The sequence below is a fragment of the Thioclava sp. JE_KL1 genome (assembly GCF_009296265.1).
Lineage (GTDB): Bacteria > Pseudomonadota > Alphaproteobacteria > Rhodobacterales > Rhodobacteraceae > Thioclava.
Window position 1 is genome coordinate 416,395 of record NZ_WBJS01000002.1, and the last position, 24,977, is coordinate 441,371.

Below are 24,977 nucleotides of genomic sequence, written 5' to 3' on the forward strand. Positions count from 1 at the left end.
GCCTCAGCTCGAGGCGTGGAAAGACTTGCCGAGGCTGGCAGGGGCGGCCTGCACGCCGTGGCGGTGAATGGCGGACAGGATGACCAGCACCACGATGGTGATGACGTAAGGGGCCATCGAGAGGATATGCACCGGGATCGCGTAGCCTGCGGCCTGCAATTGCAGCTGCAGCGCGGTGATGCCGCCGAAGAGGTAAGCCCCCAGCAGCACCCGCCACGGGCGCCAGCTTGCGAAGACGACGATGGCCAGAGCGATCCAGCCCGCGCCTGCGGTCATGCCTTCGGTCCATTGCGGCACGCGCACGAGGCTGAGATAGGCGCCGCCCAGACCGGCCAGCGCCCCGCCGAAGGCGAGCGCGGCGAAGCGCACGGCGACGACGCGGTATCCCAGCGCGTGGGCGGCGTCATGGCTCTCGCCGACCGCACGCAGGATCAGCCCGGCGCGGGTGGAGCGCAGCACGTACCAGACCACCGCGACGAGGATCAGCGAGAGATAGACGATCCAGTCATGCGAGAACAGGATTCGGCCCAGCACCGGAATATCCGAGAGCGGCCCGAAATCGATCTTGGCCGTCGGCGGCGGGCGCACACCCTCGTAGCCCTTGCCGATCAGCGCGCTCAGGCCAAGCCCGAACAGCGTCAGCGCAAGGCCCGTCGCGACCTGGTTCGACAGCAGCTTCTGCGTCAGGAAGGCAAAAAGCGTCGCCAGCAAGGCACCGGCGATCGCGCCCATCAGGAAGCCCAGAACCGGGCTGCCGGTGGCGACGGCGGCGGCGAAGCCTGCAACCGCGCCCATGATCATCATCCCCTCGACGCCGAGGTTGAGCACGCCCGATTTCTCGGCGACCAGTTCGCCGGTCGCGGCCAGCAGAACCGGGGTCGATGCGCCCATCAGCGTCGCCGTCAGGGTGATGATATCGATGCCGCCCACGATCATAGTGCGCCTCCATGTCCCCAGAACAGAACCGGCCCCCAGGCCAGATAGCCGCCGACGAGGCCGACGACGAGCCCGGCCACAGAGGCGTAACGCTCGCGTCCATGCAGGGTGGGGCGGCGGGGCTCTTCGCTGTCAGGGCGCGCGCCGATACGGTAGATCACCGCCCGTGAGGCTCCCAGCGCCAGCTCGAACACCACCATCATCACCACGCCGATCACGACGAAGGCCCAGAACGCCTGCGCCACCGCGAGCAGGTAGTACAGGCCAAGTCCCATGACGGTGCCGCCAAGGAAGATGATCATCAGGCGCAGCGAGGGGAGTTTTTGCGTCATGCCGCGACCCTCCCGAAGCGGATGCGGAAATTGGTCAGCACGTCGAAGGCCAGCAGGAAGAACAGCAGCATCCCCTGGAAGACCTGAATCGCCGCCGAGGGCAGGCCGAGCATCAACTGCGCCATGTCGCCCCCGATATAGGTCAGCGCCATCAAAAGCCCCGCCAGCAGAATGCCGATCGGATGCAGGCGGCCAAGGAAGGCCACGATGATTGCGGTGAAGCCGTAGCCCACGTTGAAACTGTCGGTGATCTGACCCGAGGGGCCGGAGACTTCGAACATGCCCGCCAGGCCTGCGAACGCGCCGCCCATGCCAAGCCCGAGCATCACCAGCCGCGCCGGGATCACGCCTGCGAAGCGCGCAGCCCGCGGAGCCTCGCCCGCGACACGGATGCGGAAGCCGGTGATATGGCGGTGCATCAGGCCGTAAGTGAAGATCACCGCGATCAGCGCCGCGACGACGCCCCAATGCATCCCCGTGCCTTCAATCAGCTCGTGGTTGAAGGCCGAGGGGTAGTCTTGCAGGTTGCGCGAGCCGGGGAAGCCGAAGCCCTCAGGGTTCTTGAGCGGGCCGAAAGCCATATAGGCCAGCAGGTTCTCGGCCACGTAGACCAGCATCAGCGAGACGAGAATTTCCGAGGTGCCGAACAGCACCTTCAGCACCGCCGGGATCATCGCCCAGAGAAAGCCGCCAAGCGCGCCCAGCACGATCATCGCCGGGAACAGCCAGTGGCTCTCAGCCGGGTACATCTTCAGCGCCAGCCATGCCGAGAACAGCGCCCCCATGATGTATTGCCCTTCGGCGCCGATATTCCAGATGCCCGCGCGAAAGCCCACGGCGAGCCCGCAGGCGATCAGGATCAGCGGCCCGGCCTTGACCAGAAGCTGGCCACGGAAATAGCTGGCATTGCCCCCAAAGAGCGGGTCCCAGAAGATCACGCGGATCGCCTCGACCGGGTGCTTGCCCAGTATCGCGAACAGGATTCCGCCCGCGATCATGGTGGCGATCACGGCGAGGAGCGGGGTCGCGTAGGACCAGAATTGCGACGGGGTGGGGCGCCGAACGAGGGTGATCATACCGCGGCCTCCTGCATCCCGTGCGCACCGCCCAGCATCATGCCGATCTCTTCGATCGTCAGCCCTTGCGTCGGGCGCGAGGCGCTCAGGCGGCCTTCGTTCAGCGCCGAGAAGCGGTCGGAGATTTCCATAAGCTCATCGAGGTCCTGGCTGATCGCGATCACCGCAGCGCCTTTCGCCGCGAGGTCCAGCAGCGCCTGCCGGATCGACGCGGCGGCTGCGGCATCGACGCCCCATGTCGGTTGGTTCACCACCAGAACGGCGGGGTTTTGCAGTACCTCGCGGCCGATCACGTATTTCTGCAGATTGCCGCCCGAAAGCGCGCGGGCCGCGACATGCGAACCCGGCGTGCGCACGTCGAAGGCCTGAATGATCTCGTCGGCGAAGGTCTTTGCCGCGCCCTGATCGACGAAGCCGTTGCGGGTCAGCGGTTTGCGCATCGTCCCGGTGAGGATCGCGTTCTCGGTCAGGCTCATCGCGGGGACGGCGGCATGGCCCAGCCGTTCTTCGGGCGCGGCCAGCAACCCCTTCGCGCGGCGTGGATTGGGCCCGAGGCCGGAGATGTCCTCGCCCATCAGGCTGACCGTGCCGAGGGCGGAGGGGCGCTCGCCCGACAGGGTCGCCAGCAGTTCTTCCTGCCCGTTGCCCGCGACGCCGCCGATGCCCAGCACCTCGCCCGCGCGCAGCTCCAGGCTCAGATCCTTCAGCGAGGGGCCGAACTGCGACAGCGGCGCGAGCGACAGGCCCGAGACTTTCAGCACGACATCGCCCAGCTTGCGCTCGGCCCGGTCGGTCACCTTCAGTTCCGCGCCGACCATCAGCTCGGCCAGCTCTCGCGCGGTCTTCTCGCGCGGGTTGCAGCTCGCCACTACCTTGCCCGCGCGCAGGATCGTCGCGCCTTCGCAAAGCGTGCGGATCTCTTCGAGCTTGTGGCTGATATAGAGGATCGCAGTGCCCTCGGCGGAGAGCTTGCGCAGGGTGTGGAACAGAATCTCCACCTCCTGCGGCGTCAGAACCGAGGTCGGCTCGTCCATGATCAGAAGCTTCGGGTCCTGCAGCAGACAGCGCACGATCTCGACGCGTTGACGCTCGCCTGCAGAGAGGTCGCCCACCAGTCGCGCGGGGTCCAGCGGCAGGCCGTAGGCGGTGGAAATCTCGCGGATACGCTTGGCAAGCTGGCGCATCGGCGGCGGGTTTTCCATGCCAAGGGCCACGTTCTCGGCCACGTTAAGCGCCTCGAAAAGCGAGAAATGCTGGAACACCATCGCGACACCCGCAGCGCGCGCGGCGCGCGGATCGGCGGGCGCGAAGGACTGGCCCGCGAAGTGCATCGTGCCGGAATCAGGCTTCACCAGCCCGTAGATCATCTTCACAAGCGTCGATTTGCCGGCGCCGTTTTCGCCCAGCAAGGCGTGGACTTCGCCCGGACGCACCGAGAAGCCGACGCCGTCATTGGCCACGACCCCAGGATAGGCTTTCGTCAGCCCGTCGATCTTGAGCAGCTCCGTCACCCGGCGCGTTTCCCTTTCCCCGTCGCCGCTTGCGCGGCGTTCAGCTCTTTCACTAGCCCGGTCGCTACCCCAAGGGCAATGGCTTGAGGATGCTTCCCCAAGGTCGGATCGCCTATCGGGCAGGCAATGCGCGAAATTTGTGCATCCGAATGACCGAGCGCGGCGAGGCGCTTGCGGAAGCGGACCCATTTGCTGTCCGACCCGATCAGGCCGAGCCCGCCGAAGCCATGGGCGAGCAGTCGGTGGCAAAGCTCCAAATCGAGAGAATGTGAATAGGTCAGCACGAAGTGGCGGGCCTCAGTAGGCGCGAGGGAGACCAGATCGGCCGGGTTCTCGGCGATCAGCGGTGTGACGCCTTCGGGTATCATGTCGGGAAACCGCTCCGCCCCGCTATCGGCCCAGAATAGCGCGAGGCCGGGAAGGGGGCTCAGCGCCCCGATCAGCGCGCGCCCGACATGGCCTGCGCCCCAGACCCAGATCGGGCTGGGCGGCGGCGCGACGCGTTCGATCAGCCAGTTCTCGACCAGCAGCGGCGGCGTCTCGCCGCGATCGCGGGCGCGAGCCAGCGCGCGGGTGACGGCCAGCGGCTCGGGCGTACCCGGCGTCAGAGGGCGTGCGTGCCAATCGCCCGTGATCTGCGCGACGGTGGTCCGGTCCATCCGCTCGTAGCCCAGCACCACGGCCCCGCCGCAGCACTGGTTCATCGCGGGGCCCAGCGGGATTTTCTCGATCCCCGTCAGCCCGCCCCGCGCCTTCGCGATGGCGGAGAATTCCAGCGCGCCACCGCCGATCGTGCCTTCGACATGATCCGCCCAGACCAGCATCTCCGCCCCGTCTTCGCGCGGGGTGGAGCCTTGAGCGCGCGCGACCACGACACGGGTGAAGGCTCCGCGGTCTGCCGCGCGGGCGAGGGCTGCGGGATCGAGGCTCATGCGTCCCCCCTTGCCCGGTGCACGGCAGCCAGAACCGCCTCGGGCGTGGCGGGCGCCTGCAGATCGGGCCAGTGCGGCCCGCAGGATTTGCACGCATCCTGCAGCGCGAGGAAAGCCGAGATCGCCAGCATGAAGGGCGGCTCGCCCACCGCCTTGGAACGGTAGATCGTGTCCTCCCGGTTCGGCTCGTCCCAGAGCGCGACGTTGAAAACGCGCGGGCGGTCCGAGCAGGCGGGAATCTTGTAGGTCGAAGGCGCATGGGTGCGCAGACGCCCCTTGTCGTCCCAGACCAGTTCCTCGGTAGTCAGCCACCCCGCGCCCTGCACGTAGCCGCCCTCGATCTGTCCGATGTCGATCGCCGGGTTCAGCGAAGTGCCTGCATCATGCAGGATGTCGGTGCGCAGGATGCGGTTCTCGCCGGTCAGCGTGTCGATCACCACCTCGGTCACCGCCGCGCCATAGGCGAAGTAGAAGAACGGGCGGCCCTGACCCTTGATCCGGTCCCAGCTGATCTTCGGCGTGGCATAGAAGCCCGTCGAGGAGAGCGACACCCGCGCCTCATATGCCAGCTTCACCAGCTTTGCGAAGGGCAGGGCATGATCGCCCGCGCGCACCTCGCCATCGGCAAACGTCACGTCTTCCACCGCAACGCCAGCGCTTTCGGCCATGAAACCCGCCAGCCGCGCCTTGATCGTCTCGCAGGCGGCCTTCACCGCCATGCCGTTCAGATCGGCCCCGGAGGAGGCCGCCGTCGCGGATGTGTTGGGCACCTTATCGGTGGCCGTGGCGGTGATGCGCACATCCTCATCCGTCACGCCGAAGACCGAGGCCGCGACCTGACAGACTTTGCGATGCAGGCCCTGACCCATCTCCGTCCCGCCGTGGTTCAGCTGGATCGAGCCGTCGGCATAGACATGCACCAGCGCTCCCGCCTGGTTGAGCTGGGTCAGCGTGAAGGAGATGCCGAACTTCACCGGCGTCAGCGAAATGCCGCGCTTCAGGGTCATATTGGCGGCGTTCCATTCGGCCACGCGGGCCTTGCGGGCCGCGAACTCGGCGGATTTCTCCAACCGCTCGGTGATCTCGGGCAGGATGAAGTCCTCGACCGGCTGGCCGTAATGGGTGCTCTGCCCGCCCTCGGGGTCGTAATAGTTGCGCTTGCGCAGATCGAGCGGCTCGATCCCCATCACATGGGCGAGGTGATCGAGCGCGGCTTCCGTTCCGATCATGCCCTGCGGCCCGCCGAAGCCCCGGAAGGCCGTCGCGCTTTGGGTGTTGGTGCGCAGCCGGTGGCTCTCGATTTTCACATTCGGCAGGTAATAAGAGCTGTCGGTATGCAGCATCGCGCGGTCGCAGACCGGCAGGCTGAGATCGGGCGACCAGCCGCAGCGGGCGAGATGGGTGAACTCGGCCGCAACGATCTTGCCCTCGGCATCTGCGCCGAGCCGATACTTGATCCGGAAATCATGGCGCTTGCCGGTGATGACCATGTCGTCATCGCGGTCGTAGCGCATCTTGCAGGGCCGCCCGGTGGCACGCGCGACCACGGCGCAGGCGATGGCGAGCGCGTTGCCCTGGCTCTCCTTGCCGCCGAAGCCGCCGCCCATCCGGCGCATCTCCACCCGGACGTCATGCATCGCGCAGCCCAACGCGTCGGCCACCTTGTGCTGGATTTCCGACGGGTGCTGTGAGGAGCAGCGGATCACCATCCCCTGATCGTCAGGCAGCGCGAGGGCGGCCTGACCTTCGAGGTAGAAGTGCTCCTGCCCGCCCATGTCGAAGCTGCCTTCGACGATATGCTCGGCCTGCGCGAAGCCTTTGCCGGTATCGCCGCGCGCCCAGGTGACCGGGCCGCCTTCGAAATGGCTGTTCGCGTCGAGCGCCTGTTCGACCGTCAGAATCGCCGGACGCGGTGTGTAGTCGACCTTCGCCAACCGCGCCGCCTTGCGGGCCGCATGATGGCTGGTCGCTGCGACCACGAAGATCGGCTGGCCGACGAAATGCACGACCCCCTCCGCCAGAACCGGTTCGGGCTCGGGTGCGGGCGAGGCATTGTTGGCAAACGGCATGTCCTCGGCGGTGAGCACCGCGACGACACCGGGCGCTGCGCGCACCGCGCTCAGATCGAGCGCTTTGATCTCGGCATGGGCCTCGGTCGAGAGGCCGAAGGCGAGGTGCAACGTGTTGCCGGGGCAGGGGATGTCATCGACGTAGCGCGCCGCGCCGGTGACGTGCAACTGCGCGGAATCGTGGGGTTTCTTGGTGCCGACGCTCATGGTTGCACCTCCAGAATGGAGGGGGCGCCTTGGGCATTGCGGACGTAGCGGATCAGCATCGCCTTGGCGGCCTCCATCCGGTAGGTATCCGAGGCGCGCATGTCGGTGAGCGGCGTGAAGTCCTGCTCCAGCGCGGGCAGGGCGGCCGTGATCGCCTCTTCGGTGAAGGGCTGACCTTCCAGCGCGGCCTCCAAAGCCGCCGCGCGCTTCGGGATGCCCGCCATGCCACCAAAGGCGATGCGCGGAGCGCCTATCTTGTCGCCATCGCGTGGGATATTCAGCGCGCCACAGACGGCGGAAATGTCCTGATCGAAGCGTTTCGACAGTTTGTAACAGGCCAGATCGGGCGCGGATTTCGGGAAGCTGACGCTTTCGACGAATTCGCCGGGCGCGCGGTCCTGTTTGCCGTAGTCGAGGAAGAAGCTCTCCAGCGGGATGGTGCGGCGCGCCTCTCCCTTGCGCAGCGTCAGCTCCGCACCCATCGCGATCAGGACGGGAGGGCTGTCGCCGATGGGCGAGCCGTTGGCGATATTGCCGCCGATGGTCGCCGCCTGACGTACCTGTTCGGAGGCGAAACGGCGGAGCAATTCGGCAAAGCTCGGGAGCGTGTCGCGGATCGTCTCGCGCAACGCGGCGAGGGTGACGCCCGCGCCGACGATGTAGCGGTTGTCGGTTTCCTCGATGCTCTGCAAGTCCGTGCAGTTGTTGAGGAAGGCGACCTCTTTCAGCTCGCGCAGCTGTTTCGTGACCCAGAGCCCCACATCGGTCGCGCCCGCGATCAGCGTGGCGTCGGGATGGGCGACATACCACTCCGCCAGCGTATCCGCGCTGTCGGGCAGGAAGACGTTATCGGCCTTTGGCGCGATCTCCGCGAGATCGGGAACCGTGTCATGCATCCATGCGGGCACGGCCTCGTTCTGCGCAGCCTCGGCGGCGCGGATGATCGGCGCGTAGCCGGTGCAGCGGCACAGGTTCCCGGCGAGCAGATCGTCGTGATCGCGGCGCCCGTTCAGATGCCCGGCGGCCATCGAGGCGATGAAACCGGGCGTGCAGAAGCCGCATTGCGAGCCGTGATGATCGACCATCGCCTGCTGGACCGGGTGCAGCTCGCCCTTCGGCCCGGCAACGCCCTCGACGGTGCGCAGCGCGCGCCCGTGCAGATGGGGCATCATCATCAGGCAGGCATTGAGCGGTTTGGCGCCCTCCGCGTCGGTCACGATGACCGAGCAGGCCCCGCAATCGCCCTCGTTGCAGCCCTCCTTGGTGCCGGTCAGCCCCTCGGCGCGCAGCCAGTCGAGCACAGATTGCGTCGGATCGGTAAGCGTCACCGTCCGGGTTTCTCCATTGAGAAGAAACGTGATCTCCATACGAAAAATCCGCCGCCTTACCAGTCGTCCCTGCGGTCCCCCTCGATGCGGCGTAGAACGGGACCGGCCCAGCAAAGCCGATGCGGACAGGTTTTGGCAAGGGATTCGCGGCGGTGCGTTGCCCGAAACTTGATCCGGTGATCAAGAATTGGGCGCCAAGCTGCGCCGAGTGGTCGAGCGCAAAGCGTCAGGAGGACGCGGCGAGAGGCTGGCGCGGGGCGCTGCTACCCGCTAAATCTGGTGGCATGACCAGCCCCCGATTCATTCATCTGCGCGTCCATACCGAGTATTCCCTGCTCGAAGGCGCTGTGCCCACCAAGAAACTCGTGAAGATGTGCGAGTCGGCGAAGATGCCCGCCGTCGCCGTGACCGACACGAACAACATGTTCGCGGCGCTCGAGTTTTCCGTGACCGCGACGGGGGCGGGGCTGCAGCCGATCGTCGGCTGTCAGGTCTCGCTGGAGTTCGATCCGGCCAAGCCGGGCGAGCGTCCGCGCCTGCCCGCCCCGATCGTTCTGCTGGCCCAGACCGAGCGCGGCTACGAGAACCTGATGAAGCTGAACTCGTGCCTCTATCTCGACAAGCACGGGGCGCTGGTTCAGGTCACGTTGGAAGAGCTCGAGCGTTATTCCGAGGGGCTGATCTGCCTTTCGGGCGGCCCAGACGGCCCGGTCGGGCGGCTGATCCGGAACGGCGCGAAGGATCGCGCCAAGGCGCTGCTGCAACAGCTTGCCGGAATCTTCCCGAGCCGCCTCTATGTCGAATTGCAGCGCCACCCGGGCGAGGGCGGCACGCTGACCGAGGCCGAGATTGCGACCGAGCGGCCCTTCGTCGAATGGGCCTATGAGCTGGGCCTGCCGCTGGTCGCCACGAACGACGTCTATTTCCCGAAGCCCGCGATCTACGAGGCCCATGACGCGATGATCTGTATCGCGGAAGGTGCCTATGTCGATCAGATCGAGCCGCGTCGGCGTCTGACCCCGCAGCACTATTTCAAATCCGAAGGCGAGATGGTCGCGCTTTTCGCCGATCTGCCCGAAGCGGTGGAGAACACCGTCGAGATCGCGAAACGCTGCGCTTTCTCGACCTACAAGCGCGCGCCGATCCTGCCGAAATTCGCAGATGACGAGGTGGAGGAACTGCGGCGTCAGGCATGGGACGGGTTGCGCAACCGTCTTGACGTGATCCCGCATGCAGCCCCGGTCGAAGATTACGAGAAACGTCTGCAATTCGAGCTCGATATCATCGAACAGATGGGCTTCCCGGGCTACTTCCTGATCGTTGCCGACTTCATCAAATGGGCCAAGGATCACGACATTCCGGTCGGGCCGGGGCGGGGCTCGGGTGCGGGTTCGCTCGTGGCTTACGCGCTGACCATTACCGACCTTGATCCGCTGCGCTATTCGCTTCTGTTCGAACGCTTCCTCAACCCCGAACGTGTCTCGATGCCGGACTTCGACATCGACTTCTGCATGGATCGCCGCGAGGAGGTGATCCAATATGTTCAGAATAAATACGGGCGCGAAAAGGTGGGCCAGATCATCACCTTCGGTGCGCTTCTGTCCAAGGCCGCTGTGCGCGACGTGGGCCGGGTCTTGCAGATGTCCTACGGGCAGGTCGACAAGCTCTCGAAGCTGATCCCAGTCGAGGGCGTGAAGCCCGTCAGCATCGAGAAGGCGCTGGCCGACGAGCCGCGTCTGCGCGAAGCGGCCCGCAACGAAGAGGTCGTGGCACGGCTTCTCGATTACGCGAAGGCGATCGAAGGGCTGCTGCGGAACGCCTCTACCCACGCGGCGGGCGTCGTGATCGGCGACCGTCCGATCGACGAGCTGGTGCCGCTCTATCAGGATCCGCGCTCGGACATGCCCGCGACCCAGTTCAACATGAAATGGGTCGAACAGGCGGGTCTGGTGAAGTTCGACTTCCTCGGCCTGAAGACGCTGACGGTGATCCGCTCTGCGATGGAGCTGATTTTCAAATCGGGCCGTCCGCTGCATGTGGATGCCGCCGGCAACCAGCTCTACGAGCCTGCCGAGGGCGCTGAGAACCATATCAACGCGATCCCGCTGGATGACGAGAAGACCTACAAACTCTACGCCGACGCCAAGACGGTCGCCGTGTTCCAGGTGGAATCGGAGGGCATGAAATCGGCCCTGCGCCAGATGAAGCCCACCTGTATCGAGGACATCGTCGCGCTCGTGGCGCTGTATCGTCCCGGTCCGATGGAGAACATCCCCACCTATTGCGAGGTGAAGAACGGGCTCAAGAAGATCACCTCGGTCCACCCGACCATCGACCATATCCTCGAAGAGACGCAGGGCATCATCGTCTATCAGGAGCAGGTGATGCAGATCGCGCAGGTCATGGGGGGCTACTCGCTTGGCGGCGCAGACCTTCTCCGTCGCGCGATGGGTAAGAAGATCAAGGAGGCGATGGACGCCGAGCGCCCGAAATTCGAGGCGGGCGCGGCCAAGAACGGAGTCGACAAGAAGAAGGCCTCCGAGGTGTTCGACCTTCTGGAGAAATTCGCCAACTACGGCTTCAACAAATCCCACGCCGCGGCGTACGCGGTGGTGTCCTATTACACCGGCTGGCTGAAGGCGAACCACGCGGTCGAGTTCATGGGCGGCGTGATGAATTGCGATATTCATCTGACCGACAAGCTCGCGATTTATGCCGACGAGGTGCAGAAGAAGCTCGGGATCGAGATCATTCCGCCTTGCGTGAACCGCTCGCTTTCGACCTTCGACGTGGTCGATCAGAAACTGGTCTATGCGCTGGGCGCGCTGAAGAATGTCGGCGCGGACGCGATGCAGATGATCGTGACCGCGCGCGGCGACGAGCCCTTCACGGACCTGTTCGATTTCGCGCGGCGCGTGGACATGAAGCGGGTGGGCAAGCGCCCGCTGGAGATGCTGGCGCGGGCCGGAGCCTTCGATCTCCTCGATCCGAACCGCAAGCGCGTCTTCGAGTCGCTGGAATCGCTGATGGCGTGGTCGGGCGCGGTGATAGAGGCGCGCGAGTCGGCGCAGGTGTCGCTGTTCGGCGAGGCGGGCGACGATCTGCCGCCGCCGCGTCTGGCCGATACCGACGACTGGCTGCCGGGCGAGCGTCTGGCCGAAGAACACAAGGCCATCGGCTTCTACCTCTCGGGCCACCCGATCGAGGATTACCTGCCCGCGCTCAAGCGTAAGAAGGTGCTGAGCTGGGAAGAGGTGCAGCAAAAGGCCGTAGGCGGTCCTTTCGTGACCAAGATCGCGGGGGAGGTCGCCTCGGTGCGCGAGAAGAAATCCGCCAAGGGCAACCGCTTCGCCTTCGTCGCGCTGTCGGATGCGTCCGGGCCCTACGAGGTCGCCTTCTGGTCGGAGGCGCTGGAAGCCTGCCGCGATGTGCTGGAAACCGGCAACCTTCTGGTGCTGACCGTGAAGGTCGAGGTGGATGGCGAGTCGGTGCGTATGGTCGCCACCTCCGCCCAGACCGTGGAGAAGGCGACGGCGGATGCGGGCTCGTCGGGGCTTCTGGTGCATATCGACAACAATGACGCGGTCGCCTCTGTCGCGAGCCTCGTCGAGCGGGTCGCCCGCGAAGGGAAGGTGCATTCGCGCGGTCCGATCAGCTTCATGGTCTATGACAATGAGCGTGGCTGCCGCTACCAGATCACCGCGATGCCCGAGGCGCCGGTCAATGCTCAGGTGAAAGGCGCGTTGCGCTCTTTGCGCGGGGTGAGCGAGGTCGAAGAGGTCTGAGCCTCACAGGCTGCGCGCCACCCATGCCAGTCGCAGCGCGATCGCGGCGGCAAGGGCGGTGGCGAACTCGCCCCAGCGCAGCAGCGCCACGCCGCGCAGCAGATCGGGCTCGTTGATCCCGTCGCGCACCGCACCGGAGATCATGCCCATCTCCAGCCACGCCGCCGCGCCCAGCACGGCGGTTGCCAGAAAACTCATTGAGACCAAAATCATGGCCTGCCGATGGCTGCGCAGCCGCCAGATCAGCCCGCACATCAGCGGCACGGCGAAGAACACCTGCATCGCGAGGATGCCGCTGCCCTGCCACAGCTCGAACCGGTCGAGTGTCGAACGAAGGTCGATGCCCGGGGGCCAGATCAGCAAAGCGGTGTAGATGAGCGCTTGGGCACTCACGAAAACACCGTTCAGCCCCCAGAGCGCCGCATCCATTACCAGTGCGGCGGTTTCTGGTCGGCCAGAGGGATCGCGCTGCCGCTGTCATATTCGCGCTCGGCCTCGCGTTCCATCAGCAGGCCCAGATGGCGTTCCAGCCGTTCGATCTGACGCGCCTGCGCGGCCGCGACATCGGACAGCTCGTCCACCGTTTGCGTCAGATAGGCGATCTGTTCTTCCGCCCGTTCCAGCCGTTCCTGCATCTGCCGTTCCTATTGCTTGCCGGGGCCAGCCCCTTGGGCTACACCCTCGCGCGAGATAAGATCAGGTGCAAGCCGATGGCGAAACAGAAAAAGCAGCCCCGTCCCAAGGCAGAGGCCCCGAAGGGCTTCCGCGATTATTTCGGGACGGAGGTGACCGAGCGGGCCGATATGCTGGCGAAGATCGCAGAGGTCTATCGCACGCATGGCTTCGAGGCGCTGGAAACTTCGGCCATCGAGACGGTCGAGGCACTGGGTAAATACCTCCCCGATGTGGACCGCCCGAACGCGGGCGTCTTCGCGTGGCAGGAGGAAGATGACGGCAAGTGGCTGGCGCTGCGCTACGACATGACGGCGCCGCTGGCCCGCGTCGCTGCGCAATATCGCAACGATCTGCCGACGCCCTATCGTCGCTTCACGATGGGTCCCGTCTGGCGCAACGAAAAGCCCGGTCCGGGCCGGTTCCGCCAGTTCTATCAATGCGATGCCGATACCGTGGGCGCGCCGTCCGTGGCGGCCGATGCCGAAATCTGCGGCATGCTTTCGGACGCGTTGGAGGCGGTCGGCATCCCGCGCGGCGATTACGTGGTGCGGGTGAACAACCGCAAGGTTCTGAACGGCGTGATGGAAGTCGCGGGCGTTCTGGATCCGGCCGATCCGGCCAAGTTCGAGGAAGAGCGCGGCATCGTCCTGCGCGCCATCGACAAGTTCGACAAGTTTGGTGAGGAGGGCGTGCGCCTTCTGATGGGCGAGGGGCGTCTGGACGACTCCGGCGACTTCACCAAGGGCGCGGGGCTGTCCGAGGCACAGGCCGATACGGTCATGGGCTTCATGGAGGCCAAGCGCGAAGACAACGCCGCCACCGTCGCGCGGCTGCGCGAACTGGTCGAAGGCTCGGCGCTGGGTGCGGAAGGCGTGGATGAGCTGGAGCAGATCGCCTCGCTTCTCGACGCGCAGGGCTACGGTCCCGACCGCATCGTGATCGACCCCTCGGTCGTTCGCGGTCTGGGCTATTACACCGGCCCGGTTTTCGAGGCCGAGCTGACCTTCGAGATCACCGACGAAAAGGGCCGCCCGCGTCAATTCGGCTCGGTCGCAGGCGGCGGGCGCTATGACGATCTGGTCAAGCGCTTCACCGGTCAGGTCGTTCCGGCCACCGGCGTCTCGATCGGCGTCGACCGCCTGCTGGCCGCGCTGCGCGCCAAGGGCCGCATCGGGGGCTCCGCGCAGGGCCCGGTCGTCGTGACCGTGATGGATCGCGACCGGATGGCCGAATACATGGCGCTGGCCTCCACGCTGCGCGGGGCAGGGCTGCGCGCCGAGGTCTATCTGGGCAACCCGAAGAACTTCGGTAACCAGTTGAAATATGCCGATAAACGCGAAAGCCCCGTGGCGATCATCCAAGGCTCGGACGAGGCCGAACGCGGCGTTGTCCAGATCAAGGACCTGATCCTCGGCGCGAAGATCGCGCAGGACGCGACGGTTGAAGAATGGAAATCCCAACCGGCGCAATTCGAGGTTCCGACCGGGGAAATGGTCGCAAAAGTGCAAGAGATCCTTGCACGCTACGAGGCCGAGTGATGGCGGACAAGGCGCAAGCGCGGGCGCAGGCAAGCCGCCTGCTGGAGCAATTCCTCAAAGCGGGTGCGGTCGAGGTCACGCCTGACATCCTGCAACCCGCCGAGGCGCTTCTCGACCTTTATGGCGAGGATATCCGCGCCCGCGCCTATGTCACCGCCGACCCGCTGCGCGGCGAGATGATGCTGCGCCCGGATTTCACCGTGCCGGTGGTGCAGGAGCACATGGCCAACGGCGCCGAGCCCGCGCGCTACGCATATGCGGGCGAGGTCTTCCGCCGTCAGGATCATCGCGGCCCCGCGCGCGCCAATGAGTATTTTCAGGCCGGGTTCGAAATCTTCGACCGCGCCGATCCCGAAGCCGCAGATGCCGAGGTCTTCGCGCTGTTCGCGGGGCTTCTCGCCAAGCTGAACCTGTCCGCCACGATCGGCGATATGGGCCTACTGCGCGCCGCCGTCGACGGGCTGGATACGCTGCCCGAGCGCAAGGCCGCGCTTGCGCGTCACATCTGGCGTCCCAAGCGCTTCCAGCATCTGCTTGCGCGCTATTCGGGGCAGGTCGAGGTGCCGAAAGCCCGCGCCGATCTGCTGACGGGCCAACGCTCCGGCGCGCCGTGGATCGGGTTGCGCTCGCGCGAGGAGATGGAGGCGCGGATCGCCACGCTGGCCGCCGATGCCGCCGCCGCGCCGATCCCGACCGATGCGGTCGCCGCGATGGGTAAGCTTGCAGAATTGCGCTGTGCTGCGGATCAGGCGCCTGCCGCCCTGCGCGCGCTGAACATCGTTGCAATCGAACCCGCCATCGCGCGGCTCGAAAAGCGCCTCGACGCGCTCGCCACGCGCGGCATCGACCTCGCCGCGATCACCTTCGACGCGAGCCACGGCCGCTCGACGATGGAATATTACGACGGCTTCGTTTTCACCTTCACCGCAGCCGATCCGGCGCTGCCGCCGGTCGCGAGCGGTGGGCGCTACGACGCGCTGACCCGGCAACTGGGGCAGGGGCGCGAAATCCCCGCCGTGGGCGGCGTGATCCGTGCGGGGCTGATGTCCGATCTGGAGGCGCAAGCATGAGCGAGGCCATGATCAAACTCGGTGTGCCCTCCAAGGGGCGTCTGATGGAGAAGACCTTCGACTGGTTTGCGCAAGCAGGCATCACGCTCAAGCGCACCGGGTCGGAGCGCGAATATGCAGGCGCGGTCGAAGGGGCCGAGGGCGTGCAGCTCGTACTGCTGTCGGCCGGAGAAATCCCGCGCGAACTTGCGGCGGGACGTATCCATCTGGGCGTCACCGGTTCCGATCTCGTGCGCGAAAAGCTCGCCGACTGGGAAAGTCAGGTCGCCGATCTCGCGCCGATGGGCTTCGGCCATGCCGATCTGATCATCGCGGTGCCGGCCTGCTGGTCGGATGTGGACAGCCTCGAAGACCTCGACGCCGCTGCCCACCGTTTCCGCGCCACCCACGGCTTCCGCCTGCGGATCGCCACGAAATACCACCGGCTGGTGCGCGAATTCCTGACCCGCGAAGGCGTGGCAGACTGGCAGCTCGTCGACAGTCAGGGCGCGACCGAGGGCACGATCGCGAACCTCACCGCCGAGGCCGTGGCCGACATCACTTCGAGCGGCGAGACGCTGCGCGCGAACCACCTGAAGATCCTCTCCGACGGGCTGATCCACCAGTCTCAGGCGACGCTGTTTGCGTCGCGCGCCGCCGACTGGTCGGGGCAGGAAAGCCGCCTTGCGGGTCTCGCGCAGCAGCTCGGACTGCCAGCGCCAACGCTCTGATCTTCCTCTTGGTCGAAATATCCCACGGGGGTCCGGGGGTGTGAAACCCCCGGCCTGCGCCGCTCAATAGCCCCGCGATCGGTCCACGAGATAGAGGAACGGCGCGCCGGCCTCGCCCCGCCGGATATTCTCCGCGATGACTTCGGACGCGGTCTCTGCCCGGCTCTCGGCGGCGATGTGGGGCGTCACCGTCACGTGGGGATGCGCCCAATAGGGGTGTTCGGGGGGCAGGGGCTCGACGCGGAAGACGTCGAGCGTCGCGTGCCCGATCTGGCCGCGATCCAGCGCCGCGAGCAGCGCGTCATCGTCGATCAGCGTGCCGCGACCCGGATTGATGATCCGCGCGCCTTTCGGCATCTGCGCCAGCGTGTCCGCGTTCAGAAGCTCGGTGGTCTCGGGCGTGTCGGGCAGGATCGAGACGAGGATCTCCGCCTGCGACAGCGCCTCCGCAAGACCGTCATCGCCGCTCAGGCAGGTGATCCCGGGGATGTCTTTCGGCGACCGGCTCCAGCCGGTGACCGCAAAGCCCAGACCCGCCAGCGCTTCGGCGCAGGCCTTGCCCAAAGCGCCCAAGCCCAGCATCACCACCGAGCGGTCCCGCGCAAGGGGCGGGACGCCCCCGTCATGGCGCCAGACACCGTCTTGCTGCGCCAAGGTCGCGTCGATCCCGAGGTGATAGCGCAGCACATGGCCGGTCACATAGTCGACCATTCCGCGCTCCAGCCCCGCATCCACCATCCGGCACAGGGGCTGGGTTAGGGTCTCGTTGCCGACTACGCGCTCGACCCCGGCCCAGAGGTTCAGCACAGCCTTCGCGCCGGTATAGGCGGTGAAGTCCTGCACCGGGCCTTGCGGCGAATAGACGACGTAGTCGACCTGCGCGGGGTCGATCTCGTCCGGCTGGACGATCTGCGCCTCAACGTCGGTCGCGGCGATGGCCTCGGTGAGTGGACGTTCGTAACGAGCCCAGTTCTCGGGCTTGTCGGCGAAAAGGACGCGGATCATCTTTGCCTCGGTCTATGGACATGGGCGCTTTGCACCAGCCCGAAGGCCGCGAGCAGGATCATCATGGCGGTGCCCCCGTAACTCACCAGTGGCAAGGGAACGCCCACGACGGGCATCAGCCCCATCACCATCGCCATGTTGATCGCGAAGAAGAAGAAGAACGTCCCCGCGACCCCGAAACTGAGGAGTGATGCGAAGCGGTCCTTCGTTGCCATCGCGGTGTAAAGCGCAAAGCCGATGATGCCGGTGTAAAGCATCAGGAGGGAGAAGGCACCGACGAAGCCGAACTCCTCGGCGAGCGTGGTGAAGATGAAGTCCGTGTGCTTCTCGGGCAGGAAGTTCAGCCGACTTTGCGTGCCCTGCATGAAGCCGCGCCCCGACCAGCCGCCCGAGCCGAGCGCGATCTGCGCCTGCATGATGTTGTAGCCCGCGCCAAGCGGGTCCGAGCCCGGATCGAGGAAGGTGTCGATCCGCTTGTACTGGTAGTCGTGCAGCAGCTGGTACTCCGTGCCGCGGCTTTCCATCACGCCGAAGACCAGCCCGACGACCAGCGCGATCACGGTGCCGAAGTACCAAAATGACACCCCGGCTGCGAACATCACGAAGGCCCCGCCCAGCACCAGCATCACGGCGGTGCCGAGGTCGGGCTGGGCCAGCACGAGGAAGGTGGGCGCAAGAATGATCAACGCGGGAATGAACACCCAGAGCGGGCGCGAGACCTTCTCGACGGGCAGCCAGTCGTAATAGGCGGCCAGCAGCATCACGAGGGTGATCTTCATCAACTCGGAGGGCTGGATGCGCAGCGGGCCGATCTCCAGCCAGCGCTGAGCGCCCATGCCGATCGCGCCGAAGAACTCCACCGCGACCAGCAGCAAAAGCGCCACGAAATAGGCCAGCGCCGAGACATTGCGCCAGAACCAGACCGGGATGAAGGCGACGGTGAACATCGCGATCATACCGAGCGCGAAACGCTTCATCTGCGGCTCGGCCCAGGTGTGGATATTCCCGCCCGCGACCGAATAGAGCATCAGGAAGCCCGCGCAGGCCACCGCCGTCAGCAGGATCACCAGCGGCCAGTTCAGATAGAAGATCTTGCGCCATCCCGTCGGGACGGTCTTGAGATTGCTCTCGAGATAGCTCATGCGCGCGACCTCGATTGCGGCTTCTGCACGGTGTCGGGGTCGACCAGATCGAGCGTTTCGTTCAGCTCCTTGGCCTTCGCGCGGGCGAAGGACGGGTAGGCATCGTCCGGGGGCAGGCCGCCCGCCAGCGCGAACAGCAACACGTCGCGCGCGATCGGGGCGGCGGCCGTCGAGCCGCCCGAGCCGTGCTCGACCACGACCGAGACCGCGTAGCGCGGATTGTCGATGGGGGCGAAGGCCACGAAGAGCGCGTGGTCGCGGCGGTTCCAGGGAAGCTGCTCGTTGCGGATCACGCCGCGGGCGCGTTCGGCCTTGGTGATGTTGCGGACCTGGGAGGTGCCGGTCTTGCCCGCCATCTTCCATTCCTTCATCGCGATGCGCGAGCCGCGCGCGGTGCCGCGCGAGGAGTTCACCACTGCGGTCATCCCCTTGCGCACGCTGTCGAGATAGACCTTCTCGACGCCCAGATCGTCGGTGACGCGGATTGGTTGCTCGACCCCGTCACGGGCGCGGATCAGACGCGGCTCGACCTTCTTGCCGCTGGCGATGCGCGCCGCCATGATCGCGAGATGCATCGGCGAGGCCAGCACATAGCCCTGACCGATCGCCGCGTTCGCGGTGTCGCCGATCAGCCAGTCCTTGCCGTAACGCTCCCGCTTCCAGTCCTTGGTGGGGGCCACGCCCTCCTTCACCGCCGACATCGGCAGGTCGGGCCGGACGCCGATGCCCAGACGCTTGGCCATGTCGCTCATCTTGTCGATGCCGACGCGCTGCGACAGTTCGTAGTAATAGACGTCGCAGGACTGCTCCATGCTCTTGGTCATGTTCACATGGCCATGGCCCGCGCCTTTCCAGCAGTGGAAGCGGCGGCCCGCGATCTCGACATAGCCGGGGCACCAGATGGTTTCCTCCGGCGTCACCAGCCCCGCCTCCAGCGCGGCGAGCGCGGTGACCATCTTGTAGGTCGAGCCCGGCGGGTAGAGACCCTGCACGGTCTTGTCGGCCAGCGGGCGGTGATCGTCCTGCGTGAGGCGCTGATAATCGGCGACCGAGATCCCGCGCACGAAAAGGTTGGGATCGAAGCTCGGTGCGGAGGCGCAGGCGAGCACGTCGCCATTGGTCACATCCATCACCACGGTCGCGGCGGATTCTTCTTCCAGCCGCTGCAGCGCATAGTTCTGCAGACGATAATCGAGCGTCAGCTGAAGGTTCTCGCCGGGCTGGCCGGGTTCGCGCGACAGCTCGCGCATCTCACGCCCGGCGGAGTTCACCTCGACACGCCGCTGACCGGCCGCGCCGCGCAGCACGCTTTCCTCTTTGGCCTCGATCCCGGTTTTGCCAAGCTGGAATTTCGGGATCAGCAGCAGCGGGTCGGGGTCTTCCATCTTGCTCAGATCGTAATCCGAGACCGGGCCGACATAGCCGATCACATGGCCGAAATCCTCGCGGCGCGGATAAAGGCGCGACAGGCCGACATCGGGGCTGACACCGGGAAGCGAGGGGCCGTTCACCGCGACGCGCGAGAACTCGTCCCATGTCAGGCGGTCGGCCACCGTGACCGGCGTCGTCGGCGGGCGGCGGCGGATGTCGTGCAGGATGTCTTTCGTATCGCCATCGGTGATCGGGATCAGACGGCGCAACGCGGCCAGCGTCGCATCGACGTCGTCGGTATCCTCGCGGGTGATCGTGACACGGTAATTCTGCTCGTTGCCCGCCAGCATGACCCCGTTGCGATCGAAGATCAGACCGCGCGCCGGCGGGATCAGCCGGATTTTCACCGAGTTGCCCTCGGCCAGCAGCCGGTATTGCTTGGCGTCTTCGAGCTGCATCTTGCGCATCCGTGCCGCGAGCACGGCCACGACCGCCGCCTGCGCGCCGCCCAAGAGCAAGCCGCGTCGCGTGATGCGGCGGGTGCTGACTTCGGTCTCTTTCGGGGATCGTCTCATTCTGGGCCCCCTCACATTCGATGTCCGTAGGCGTCGACCTCGCCGGGTGCGGCGCGGCGCAGGCCGAAGGCCACCCGCGACACCAGCACCACCACCGGGTAGGCGGCCAGCGTCACCAGCATCTGGAACAGTTCCAGCCCGAGGCTCGGCTGATCGACCATCGTGACCAGCAGGACGATGCGCTTCACCGCCACCATAGCGATCAGCAGGCCCGCGACCAATGCCCATTCCAGCGCGAAGGGCAGATCGCGCAGGCTTTGCTCGCGGCGGCGCAGGAATTCGGTCGCGCCGAGGACGATCAGCGCCCAAAGTCCGATGGGCCGCCAGAACATGATGTCTTCAAGCAGGAAAACCAGAACGATCAGCAGGGCCGGGGCGTATTCGGGCCGCCGCAGTACCCAAGCGAGCGTCAGGGCCAAGGTCAGGTCGGGGCCGGGCAGGCCGCCCGGCGAATGGTCGACCGGCATCAGGCGCACGAAGATCAGCACGAGGCCGATCACCACGAAGAGCGTGCGGTAGCTGAGACGGCGGCGGGTGATGGGGTCGATCATTGGCTGCCCCCGTTGCCGTCCTCCGACCCGTCATCGGGTTCGAGCGCGCCCTCGGCGGCCTCCGAGCGCGCCTTCTCGGCGGCTTCCTGTTCGATGACTTTCGGATCGGGCGCGATCAGCCCGCCGGCATTCTCGATCCGCTCGGCCGGGTGCGAGCGCAGCACGCGCAGGAAATCGAGCCGTTCGTAATCGGCGGCGAGGCGGACGCGCAGCCGCTTGTCGCGGCCCTGGAAGACCTGCCCGACCAGCAGCCCCGCCGGGAAGACGCCGCCATCGCCCGAGGAGATCACGCGGTCGCCCGGGCGCACGCGGTCGGGATGTTCGAGGAAATCCACGAACGGGTAGGGGGAGTTGTCGCCCGCGAGGATGGCGTTCTGCCCCGAGGCCGGGATCGAGACCGGGATGCGGCTCGAGGCGTCGGTCAGCAGCAGCACCCGCGAGGTCGAGGAGCCCACGCCCGAGATCCGACCCACAAGGCCCAGCCCGTCCATCGTGGCCCAGCCATCGACGATCCCGTCGCGCTTGCCGACATTCAGCAGCACCGATTTGCGGAAGGGCGAGCCGCTATCGGCCAGCACGCGCCCCGATACGGAGGTCAGTTTCGGATCGAGCCGCACCTTGTTCTGCGCCAAAAGCTTCGCGTTTTGCTGCTCCAGCTGAACGGCGGCTTCTTTCCACGCCTTCATCTGCTGCAGCTCGCGGCGCAACTCTTGGTTCTGCTCGTAGATGCGGGAATAGGATTGGAAGCCCTCGACCATGTCGGTCAGCTTCGTGACCGGCGCCATCGCCCAATCAAAGCTGGGCACGAAGCGATCCACGAGGGCAGAGCGGAACCGCTCCATCCGCGGGCTGTCGATGCGCCAGACGAGGAAGAGGGCGAGCAACACGACGACAAGAACCGCAACGCCCAGTCGGCGCAGCGGTCCGATATAGTCTTGGTCGTCGCGATTTCTGGCCAATTCCGTCTCCGGTCAGATCACTGGCCGGGCGTGGTGCGATCCCGGTCCCGGCTCAGCTGTCGTAATCAATGACGTGGCGAAGCTGTTTCTCATATTCAAGCGCCTTGCCGGTGCCGAGCGCAACACAGTTGAGCGACTGATCGGCGATCGAGATCGAGAGGCCCGTCTGCTCGCGCAGGGCCAGATCCAGCTCGCCCAGCAGCGCACCGCCACCGGTCAGCATCACGCCACGGTCGACGATGTCGGCGGCGAGGTCCGGCGGGGTGGTCTCCAGCGCCTGCATCACCGCGTCACAGATCGACTGGACCGGTTCGGACAGCGCCTCGGCGACTTGCGCCTGGGTGATTTCGGTTTCCTTCGGTACGCCGTTGAGCAGGTCGCGGCCACGCACGTGGAGCGACATGCCGCGCCCGTCATCGGGCATCCGCGCGGTGCCGATCGTGGTCTTGATCCGCTCTGCGGTGGATTCGCCCACGAGAAGGTTCTGGTTGCGGCGCAGGTAGGAGATGATCGCCTCGTCCATGCGGTCGCCGCCCACGCGCACCGAGCGCGCATAGACGATGTCGCCGAGCGAGAGGACCGCGACTTCGGTCGTGCCGCCGCCGATATCGACCACCATCGAGCCCGTGGGGTCGGTGATCGGCATGCCGGCACCGATGGCCGCTGCGATCGGTTCTGCGATCAGGCCGGCGCGGCGCGCACCTGCCGAGAGAACCGACTGACGGATCGCGCGCTTCTCCACCGGAGTCGCGCCATGCGGGACGCAGACGATGATCTTCGGCTTCGAGAAGGTCGAGCGCTTGTGCACCTTGCGGATGAAATGCTTGATCATTTCCTCGGCGCTGTCGAAATCCGCGATGACGCCGTCGCGCATCGGGCGGATCGCTTCGATCGAGCCGGGGGTCCGGCCGAGCATCAGCTTGGCGTCTTCACCGACCGCCAGCACCTGCTTCTTGCCGTCCTTGACGTGATAGGCGACCACCGAGGGTTCGTTCAGCACGATCCCCTTGCCTTTGACATAGACCAGCGTGTTCGCCGTCCCGAGGTCGATCGCCATGTCCGAGGAGAAGATCCCACCAACCATATTACGCCTGTCCCATCCCAAATTTCTTAGAAACACCGCGACTCGCGCCAAGCCACGGCCCGCGCCTCGTATAGTCAAAGCGGCCCTTACGGGGAAGCGGATTTGCGCTGTCGGCAAGGCCCCCCTGCGGTTATCCGCTGAGGCTAGGCCAAGGGATTGACCTTTTTCAACATTTTGGGCGGATTTTGCCCGGAAAAAGTGCTTGAAATTACAGATATGCGATACGTCACGAAATCGTGCTGAAATCGGCGATTTCGCGCGGTGTCGAAATGAAAATGGGCAGCCCTTCGCGGGCTGCCCGAAACCTGTGCAACTGGTAGTCGGCTCAGAGCTTGTAGCTTACCGTTTTCACATCCGCGTCGGGCGCGGTTTTCTGGCTGCGGAAGCGCAGGCGGTTGAGCGCGCCGACATAGGCCTTAACGCTCGCGAGGATCGTGTCGGTATCCGACGCCGCGCCCGTGCCGATCCGCCCGTCTTCCTCGAGGCGCACCGAAACGGTCGCCTGCGCGTCGGTGCCTTCGGTCACCGCATGCACCTGATAGAGCTTCAGCTTCGCATGCGTCGGGTAGATTTCCTTGACGCAGTTGAAGACCGCATCGACCGGGCCGTCGCCTTGGCACTTGCTGGATTTCTCCTCGCCATCGACGAGCATCTTCAGCTCGGCTTCCTGCCCGTCCGAGCCGCAGACCACGCGCAGCCATTTCACCTGCAGGTAGTCATCGGCGGTGTTCGCGGCGCTGTCGGTCATCAGCGCGATCAGGTCCTCGTCGTAGATTTCCTTCTTGCGGTCGGCCAGCGCCTTGAAGCGGACGAAGACGTCCTTGAGCTGGTTGTCGCCCAGCTCGTAGCCCAGATCCTTGAGCTTCGCACGCAGCGCGGCGCGGCCTGAGTGCTTGCCCATCGCGATATTCGCCTCGTTGAGGCCGATATCGGCGGGCTTCATGATCTCGAAGGTCTCGACGTTCTTCAGCACGCCATCCTGGTGGATGCCGCTTTCGTGCAGGAAGGCGTTCTTGCCGACGATCGCCTTGTTGAACTGCACCGGGAAACCCGAAACCTGCGCCACGCGGCGCGAGATGTTCATGATCTTCGTCGTGTCTATATGGGTCTGGTAGGGCATGATGTCCTGACGGACCTTCATCGCCATCACGACCTCTTCGAGCGCGGTGTTGCCCGCGCGCTCGCCCAGACCGTTTATCGTGCATTCGATCTGGCGCGCGCCCGCATCGACCGCGGCCAGCGCGTTCGCCGTCGCCATGCCCAGATCGTTGTGGCAGTGGGTCGCAAAGATGATCTCGTCGGCGCCCGGCACCCGCTCGAGCAGCATCCGGATCAGATCGGCGGATTCAGTCGGCGCGGTGTAGCCCACCGTGTCGGGGATGTTGATCGTGGTGGCACCCGCCTTGATCGCGATCTCGACGACGCGGCAGAGATAGTCATGCTCGGTCCGGGTCGCGTCCATCGGCGACCATTGCACGTTGTCGCACAGGTTGCGCGCGTGGCTGACGGTCTCGTGGATGACGTCGGCCATCTCGTCCATCGTCAGGTTCGGGATCGCGCGGTGCAGCGGCGAGGTGCCGATGAAGGTGTGGATGCGCGGCGATTTCGCGTGCTGCACAGCCTCCCAGCAGCGGTCGATATCGGGCAGCTTCGCGCGGGCCAGCCCGCAAATGGTCGAGAACTTGGCGCGTTTCGCTATATCGCTGACGGCTTCGAAATCGCCTTCCGAGGCGATGGGGAAGCCGGCCTCGATGATATCCACGCCCATTTCGTCGAGCAGATCGGCGATCTCGAGCTTCTCGTCATGGGTCATCGTCGCACCCGGCGATTGCTCGCCATCGCGCAGGGTCGTGTCGAAAATCAGAACGCGGTTTTTGTCGATCATGGTCTGGGCCATCTGCTAGTCTCTTTCGTCTTGGCTCTTAGCGTTACTTGGTTCCGAAGGCCAGCATTGCGCGGTGGCTTTCGGAAGTTGTCCGGGCGCTGGTTACCCCTGAGCGTTCGCGCCCGAAGGCACGCTCAGAGGCTGCTAAGAAGAAGGAGACCACGGGGCATCGCGCCTTGGGCGAGAGCCCCGGCTGCGGTGAGTTGAATATGCTTAACCCGTGTCATGAGGGGCAC

20 protein-coding genes are annotated in these 24,977 nt (G+C 65.7%); 4 read left to right on the forward strand and 16 right to left on the reverse strand.

Features of this window, described 5'->3' with window-relative positions; genetic code table 11:
• Positions 1-3: 3 nt before the first annotated feature.
• From F8R15_RS04795 to xdhA, 7 genes are read right to left on the reverse strand one after another with little or no spacing between them, the layout of a single operon-like run.
• On the reverse strand, positions 4-936 hold the full coding sequence (locus tag F8R15_RS04795; RefSeq protein WP_078520378.1) for an ABC transporter permease: 933 nt from the start codon (positions 934-936) through the stop codon (positions 4-6).
• Positions 933-1,268 (reverse strand): hypothetical protein, encoded by a 336-nt coding sequence (locus F8R15_RS04800; protein WP_078570024.1) that lies wholly within the window; start codon positions 1,266-1,268, stop codon positions 933-935. The genes F8R15_RS04795 and F8R15_RS04800 overlap by 4 nt, the downstream gene beginning before the upstream one ends.
• Positions 1,265-2,344 (reverse strand): ABC transporter permease, encoded by a 1,080-nt coding sequence (locus F8R15_RS04805; RefSeq protein WP_078520376.1) that lies wholly within the window; start codon positions 2,342-2,344, stop codon positions 1,265-1,267. The genes F8R15_RS04800 and F8R15_RS04805 overlap by 4 nt, the downstream gene beginning before the upstream one ends.
• Entirely contained in the window at positions 2,341-3,855 is a 1,515-nt protein-coding gene (locus F8R15_RS04810) for an ABC transporter ATP-binding protein (RefSeq protein WP_368731000.1), read from the reverse strand. Before F8R15_RS04810 ends, F8R15_RS04805 begins: the two co-directional genes overlap by 4 nt.
• Positions 3,852-4,787 carry a xanthine dehydrogenase accessory protein XdhC gene (gene xdhC, locus F8R15_RS04815; RefSeq protein ID WP_152843766.1) on the reverse strand — a complete coding sequence of 312 codons (936 nt, stop codon included), beginning with the start codon at positions 4,785-4,787 and terminating at the stop codon, positions 3,852-3,854. Before xdhC ends, F8R15_RS04810 begins: the two co-directional genes overlap by 4 nt.
• Positions 4,784-7,063 carry a xanthine dehydrogenase molybdopterin binding subunit gene (xdhB, locus tag F8R15_RS04820; RefSeq protein WP_152843767.1) on the reverse strand — a complete coding sequence of 760 codons (2,280 nt, stop codon included), beginning with the start codon at positions 7,061-7,063 and terminating at the stop codon, positions 4,784-4,786. The genes xdhC and xdhB overlap by 4 nt, the downstream gene beginning before the upstream one ends.
• A complete protein-coding gene (xdhA, locus tag F8R15_RS04825) occupies positions 7,060-8,430 on the reverse strand; it encodes a xanthine dehydrogenase small subunit (protein WP_152843768.1) in 1,371 nt (456 codons plus the stop codon). The genes xdhB and xdhA overlap by 4 nt, the downstream gene beginning before the upstream one ends.
• 245 nt (positions 8,431-8,675) lie before the next feature.
• Between xdhA and dnaE the strand changes: the two genes are divergently transcribed.
• On the forward strand, positions 8,676-12,176 hold the full coding sequence (dnaE, locus tag F8R15_RS04830) for a DNA polymerase III subunit alpha (RefSeq protein ID WP_152843769.1): 3,501 nt from the start codon (positions 8,676-8,678) through the stop codon (positions 12,174-12,176).
• A gap of 3 nt (positions 12,177-12,179) precedes the next feature.
• Here dnaE and F8R15_RS04835 read toward each other — a convergent pair whose 3' ends face one another.
• Both F8R15_RS04835 and F8R15_RS04840 read right to left on the reverse strand, forming a co-directional pair.
• Positions 12,180-12,569, reverse strand: a complete 390-nt coding sequence (locus F8R15_RS04835) for a hypothetical protein (protein WP_152843770.1) — start codon at positions 12,567-12,569, stop codon at positions 12,180-12,182.
• A 35-nt stretch (positions 12,570-12,604) separates the two neighbouring features.
• Entirely contained in the window at positions 12,605-12,811 is a 207-nt protein-coding gene (locus F8R15_RS04840; protein WP_078548211.1) for a SlyX family protein, read from the reverse strand.
• A gap of 75 nt (positions 12,812-12,886) precedes the next feature.
• On the opposite strand from F8R15_RS04840, the gene hisS reads away from it, so the two are divergent.
• The 3 genes from hisS to hisG are packed head-to-tail and all read left to right on the forward strand — an operon-like array spanning position 12,887 to position 16,169.
• A complete protein-coding gene (gene hisS / locus F8R15_RS04845; protein ID WP_078520369.1) occupies positions 12,887-14,389 on the forward strand; it encodes a histidine--tRNA ligase in 1,503 nt (500 codons plus the stop codon).
• Complete coding sequence (locus F8R15_RS04850; protein ID WP_152843771.1) at positions 14,389-15,459, forward strand: ATP phosphoribosyltransferase regulatory subunit; 1,071 nt, start codon at positions 14,389-14,391, stop codon at positions 15,457-15,459. Before hisS ends, F8R15_RS04850 begins: the two co-directional genes overlap by 1 nt.
• Entirely contained in the window at positions 15,456-16,169 is a 714-nt protein-coding gene (gene hisG / locus F8R15_RS04855) for an ATP phosphoribosyltransferase (protein WP_244176591.1), read from the forward strand. The genes F8R15_RS04850 and hisG overlap by 4 nt, the downstream gene beginning before the upstream one ends.
• 63 nt (positions 16,170-16,232) lie before the next feature.
• On the opposite strand, the gene F8R15_RS04860 is transcribed toward hisG, so the two are convergent.
• The 7 genes from F8R15_RS04860 to F8R15_RS04890 form a co-directional block, all read right to left on the reverse strand.
• Positions 16,233-17,174 (reverse strand): glyoxylate/hydroxypyruvate reductase A, encoded by a 942-nt coding sequence (locus tag F8R15_RS04860; RefSeq protein ID WP_152843772.1) that lies wholly within the window; start codon positions 17,172-17,174, stop codon positions 16,233-16,235.
• On the reverse strand, positions 17,171-18,316 hold the full coding sequence (gene rodA, locus F8R15_RS04865; RefSeq protein WP_152843773.1) for a rod shape-determining protein RodA: 1,146 nt from the start codon (positions 18,314-18,316) through the stop codon (positions 17,171-17,173). Before rodA ends, F8R15_RS04860 begins: the two co-directional genes overlap by 4 nt.
• Entirely contained in the window at positions 18,313-20,262 is a 1,950-nt protein-coding gene (mrdA, locus tag F8R15_RS04870) for a penicillin-binding protein 2 (protein ID WP_152843774.1), read from the reverse strand. The genes rodA and mrdA overlap by 4 nt, the downstream gene beginning before the upstream one ends.
• Before the next feature lie 11 nt (positions 20,263-20,273).
• Entirely contained in the window at positions 20,274-20,813 is a 540-nt protein-coding gene (locus F8R15_RS04875; protein ID WP_078520364.1) for a rod shape-determining protein MreD, read from the reverse strand.
• A complete protein-coding gene (gene mreC / locus F8R15_RS04880; protein ID WP_078548201.1) occupies positions 20,810-21,772 on the reverse strand; it encodes a rod shape-determining protein MreC in 963 nt (320 codons plus the stop codon). Before mreC ends, F8R15_RS04875 begins: the two co-directional genes overlap by 4 nt.
• A gap of 52 nt (positions 21,773-21,824) precedes the next feature.
• Positions 21,825-22,856: a rod shape-determining protein gene (locus F8R15_RS04885; protein WP_038064670.1), complete on the reverse strand. Its 1,032-nt coding sequence runs from the start codon at positions 22,854-22,856 to the stop codon at positions 21,825-21,827.
• A gap of 325 nt (positions 22,857-23,181) precedes the next feature.
• On the reverse strand, positions 23,182-24,741 hold the full coding sequence (locus tag F8R15_RS04890; protein ID WP_078542099.1) for a 2-isopropylmalate synthase: 1,560 nt from the start codon (positions 24,739-24,741) through the stop codon (positions 23,182-23,184).
• Positions 24,742-24,977 lie beyond the last annotated feature (236 nt).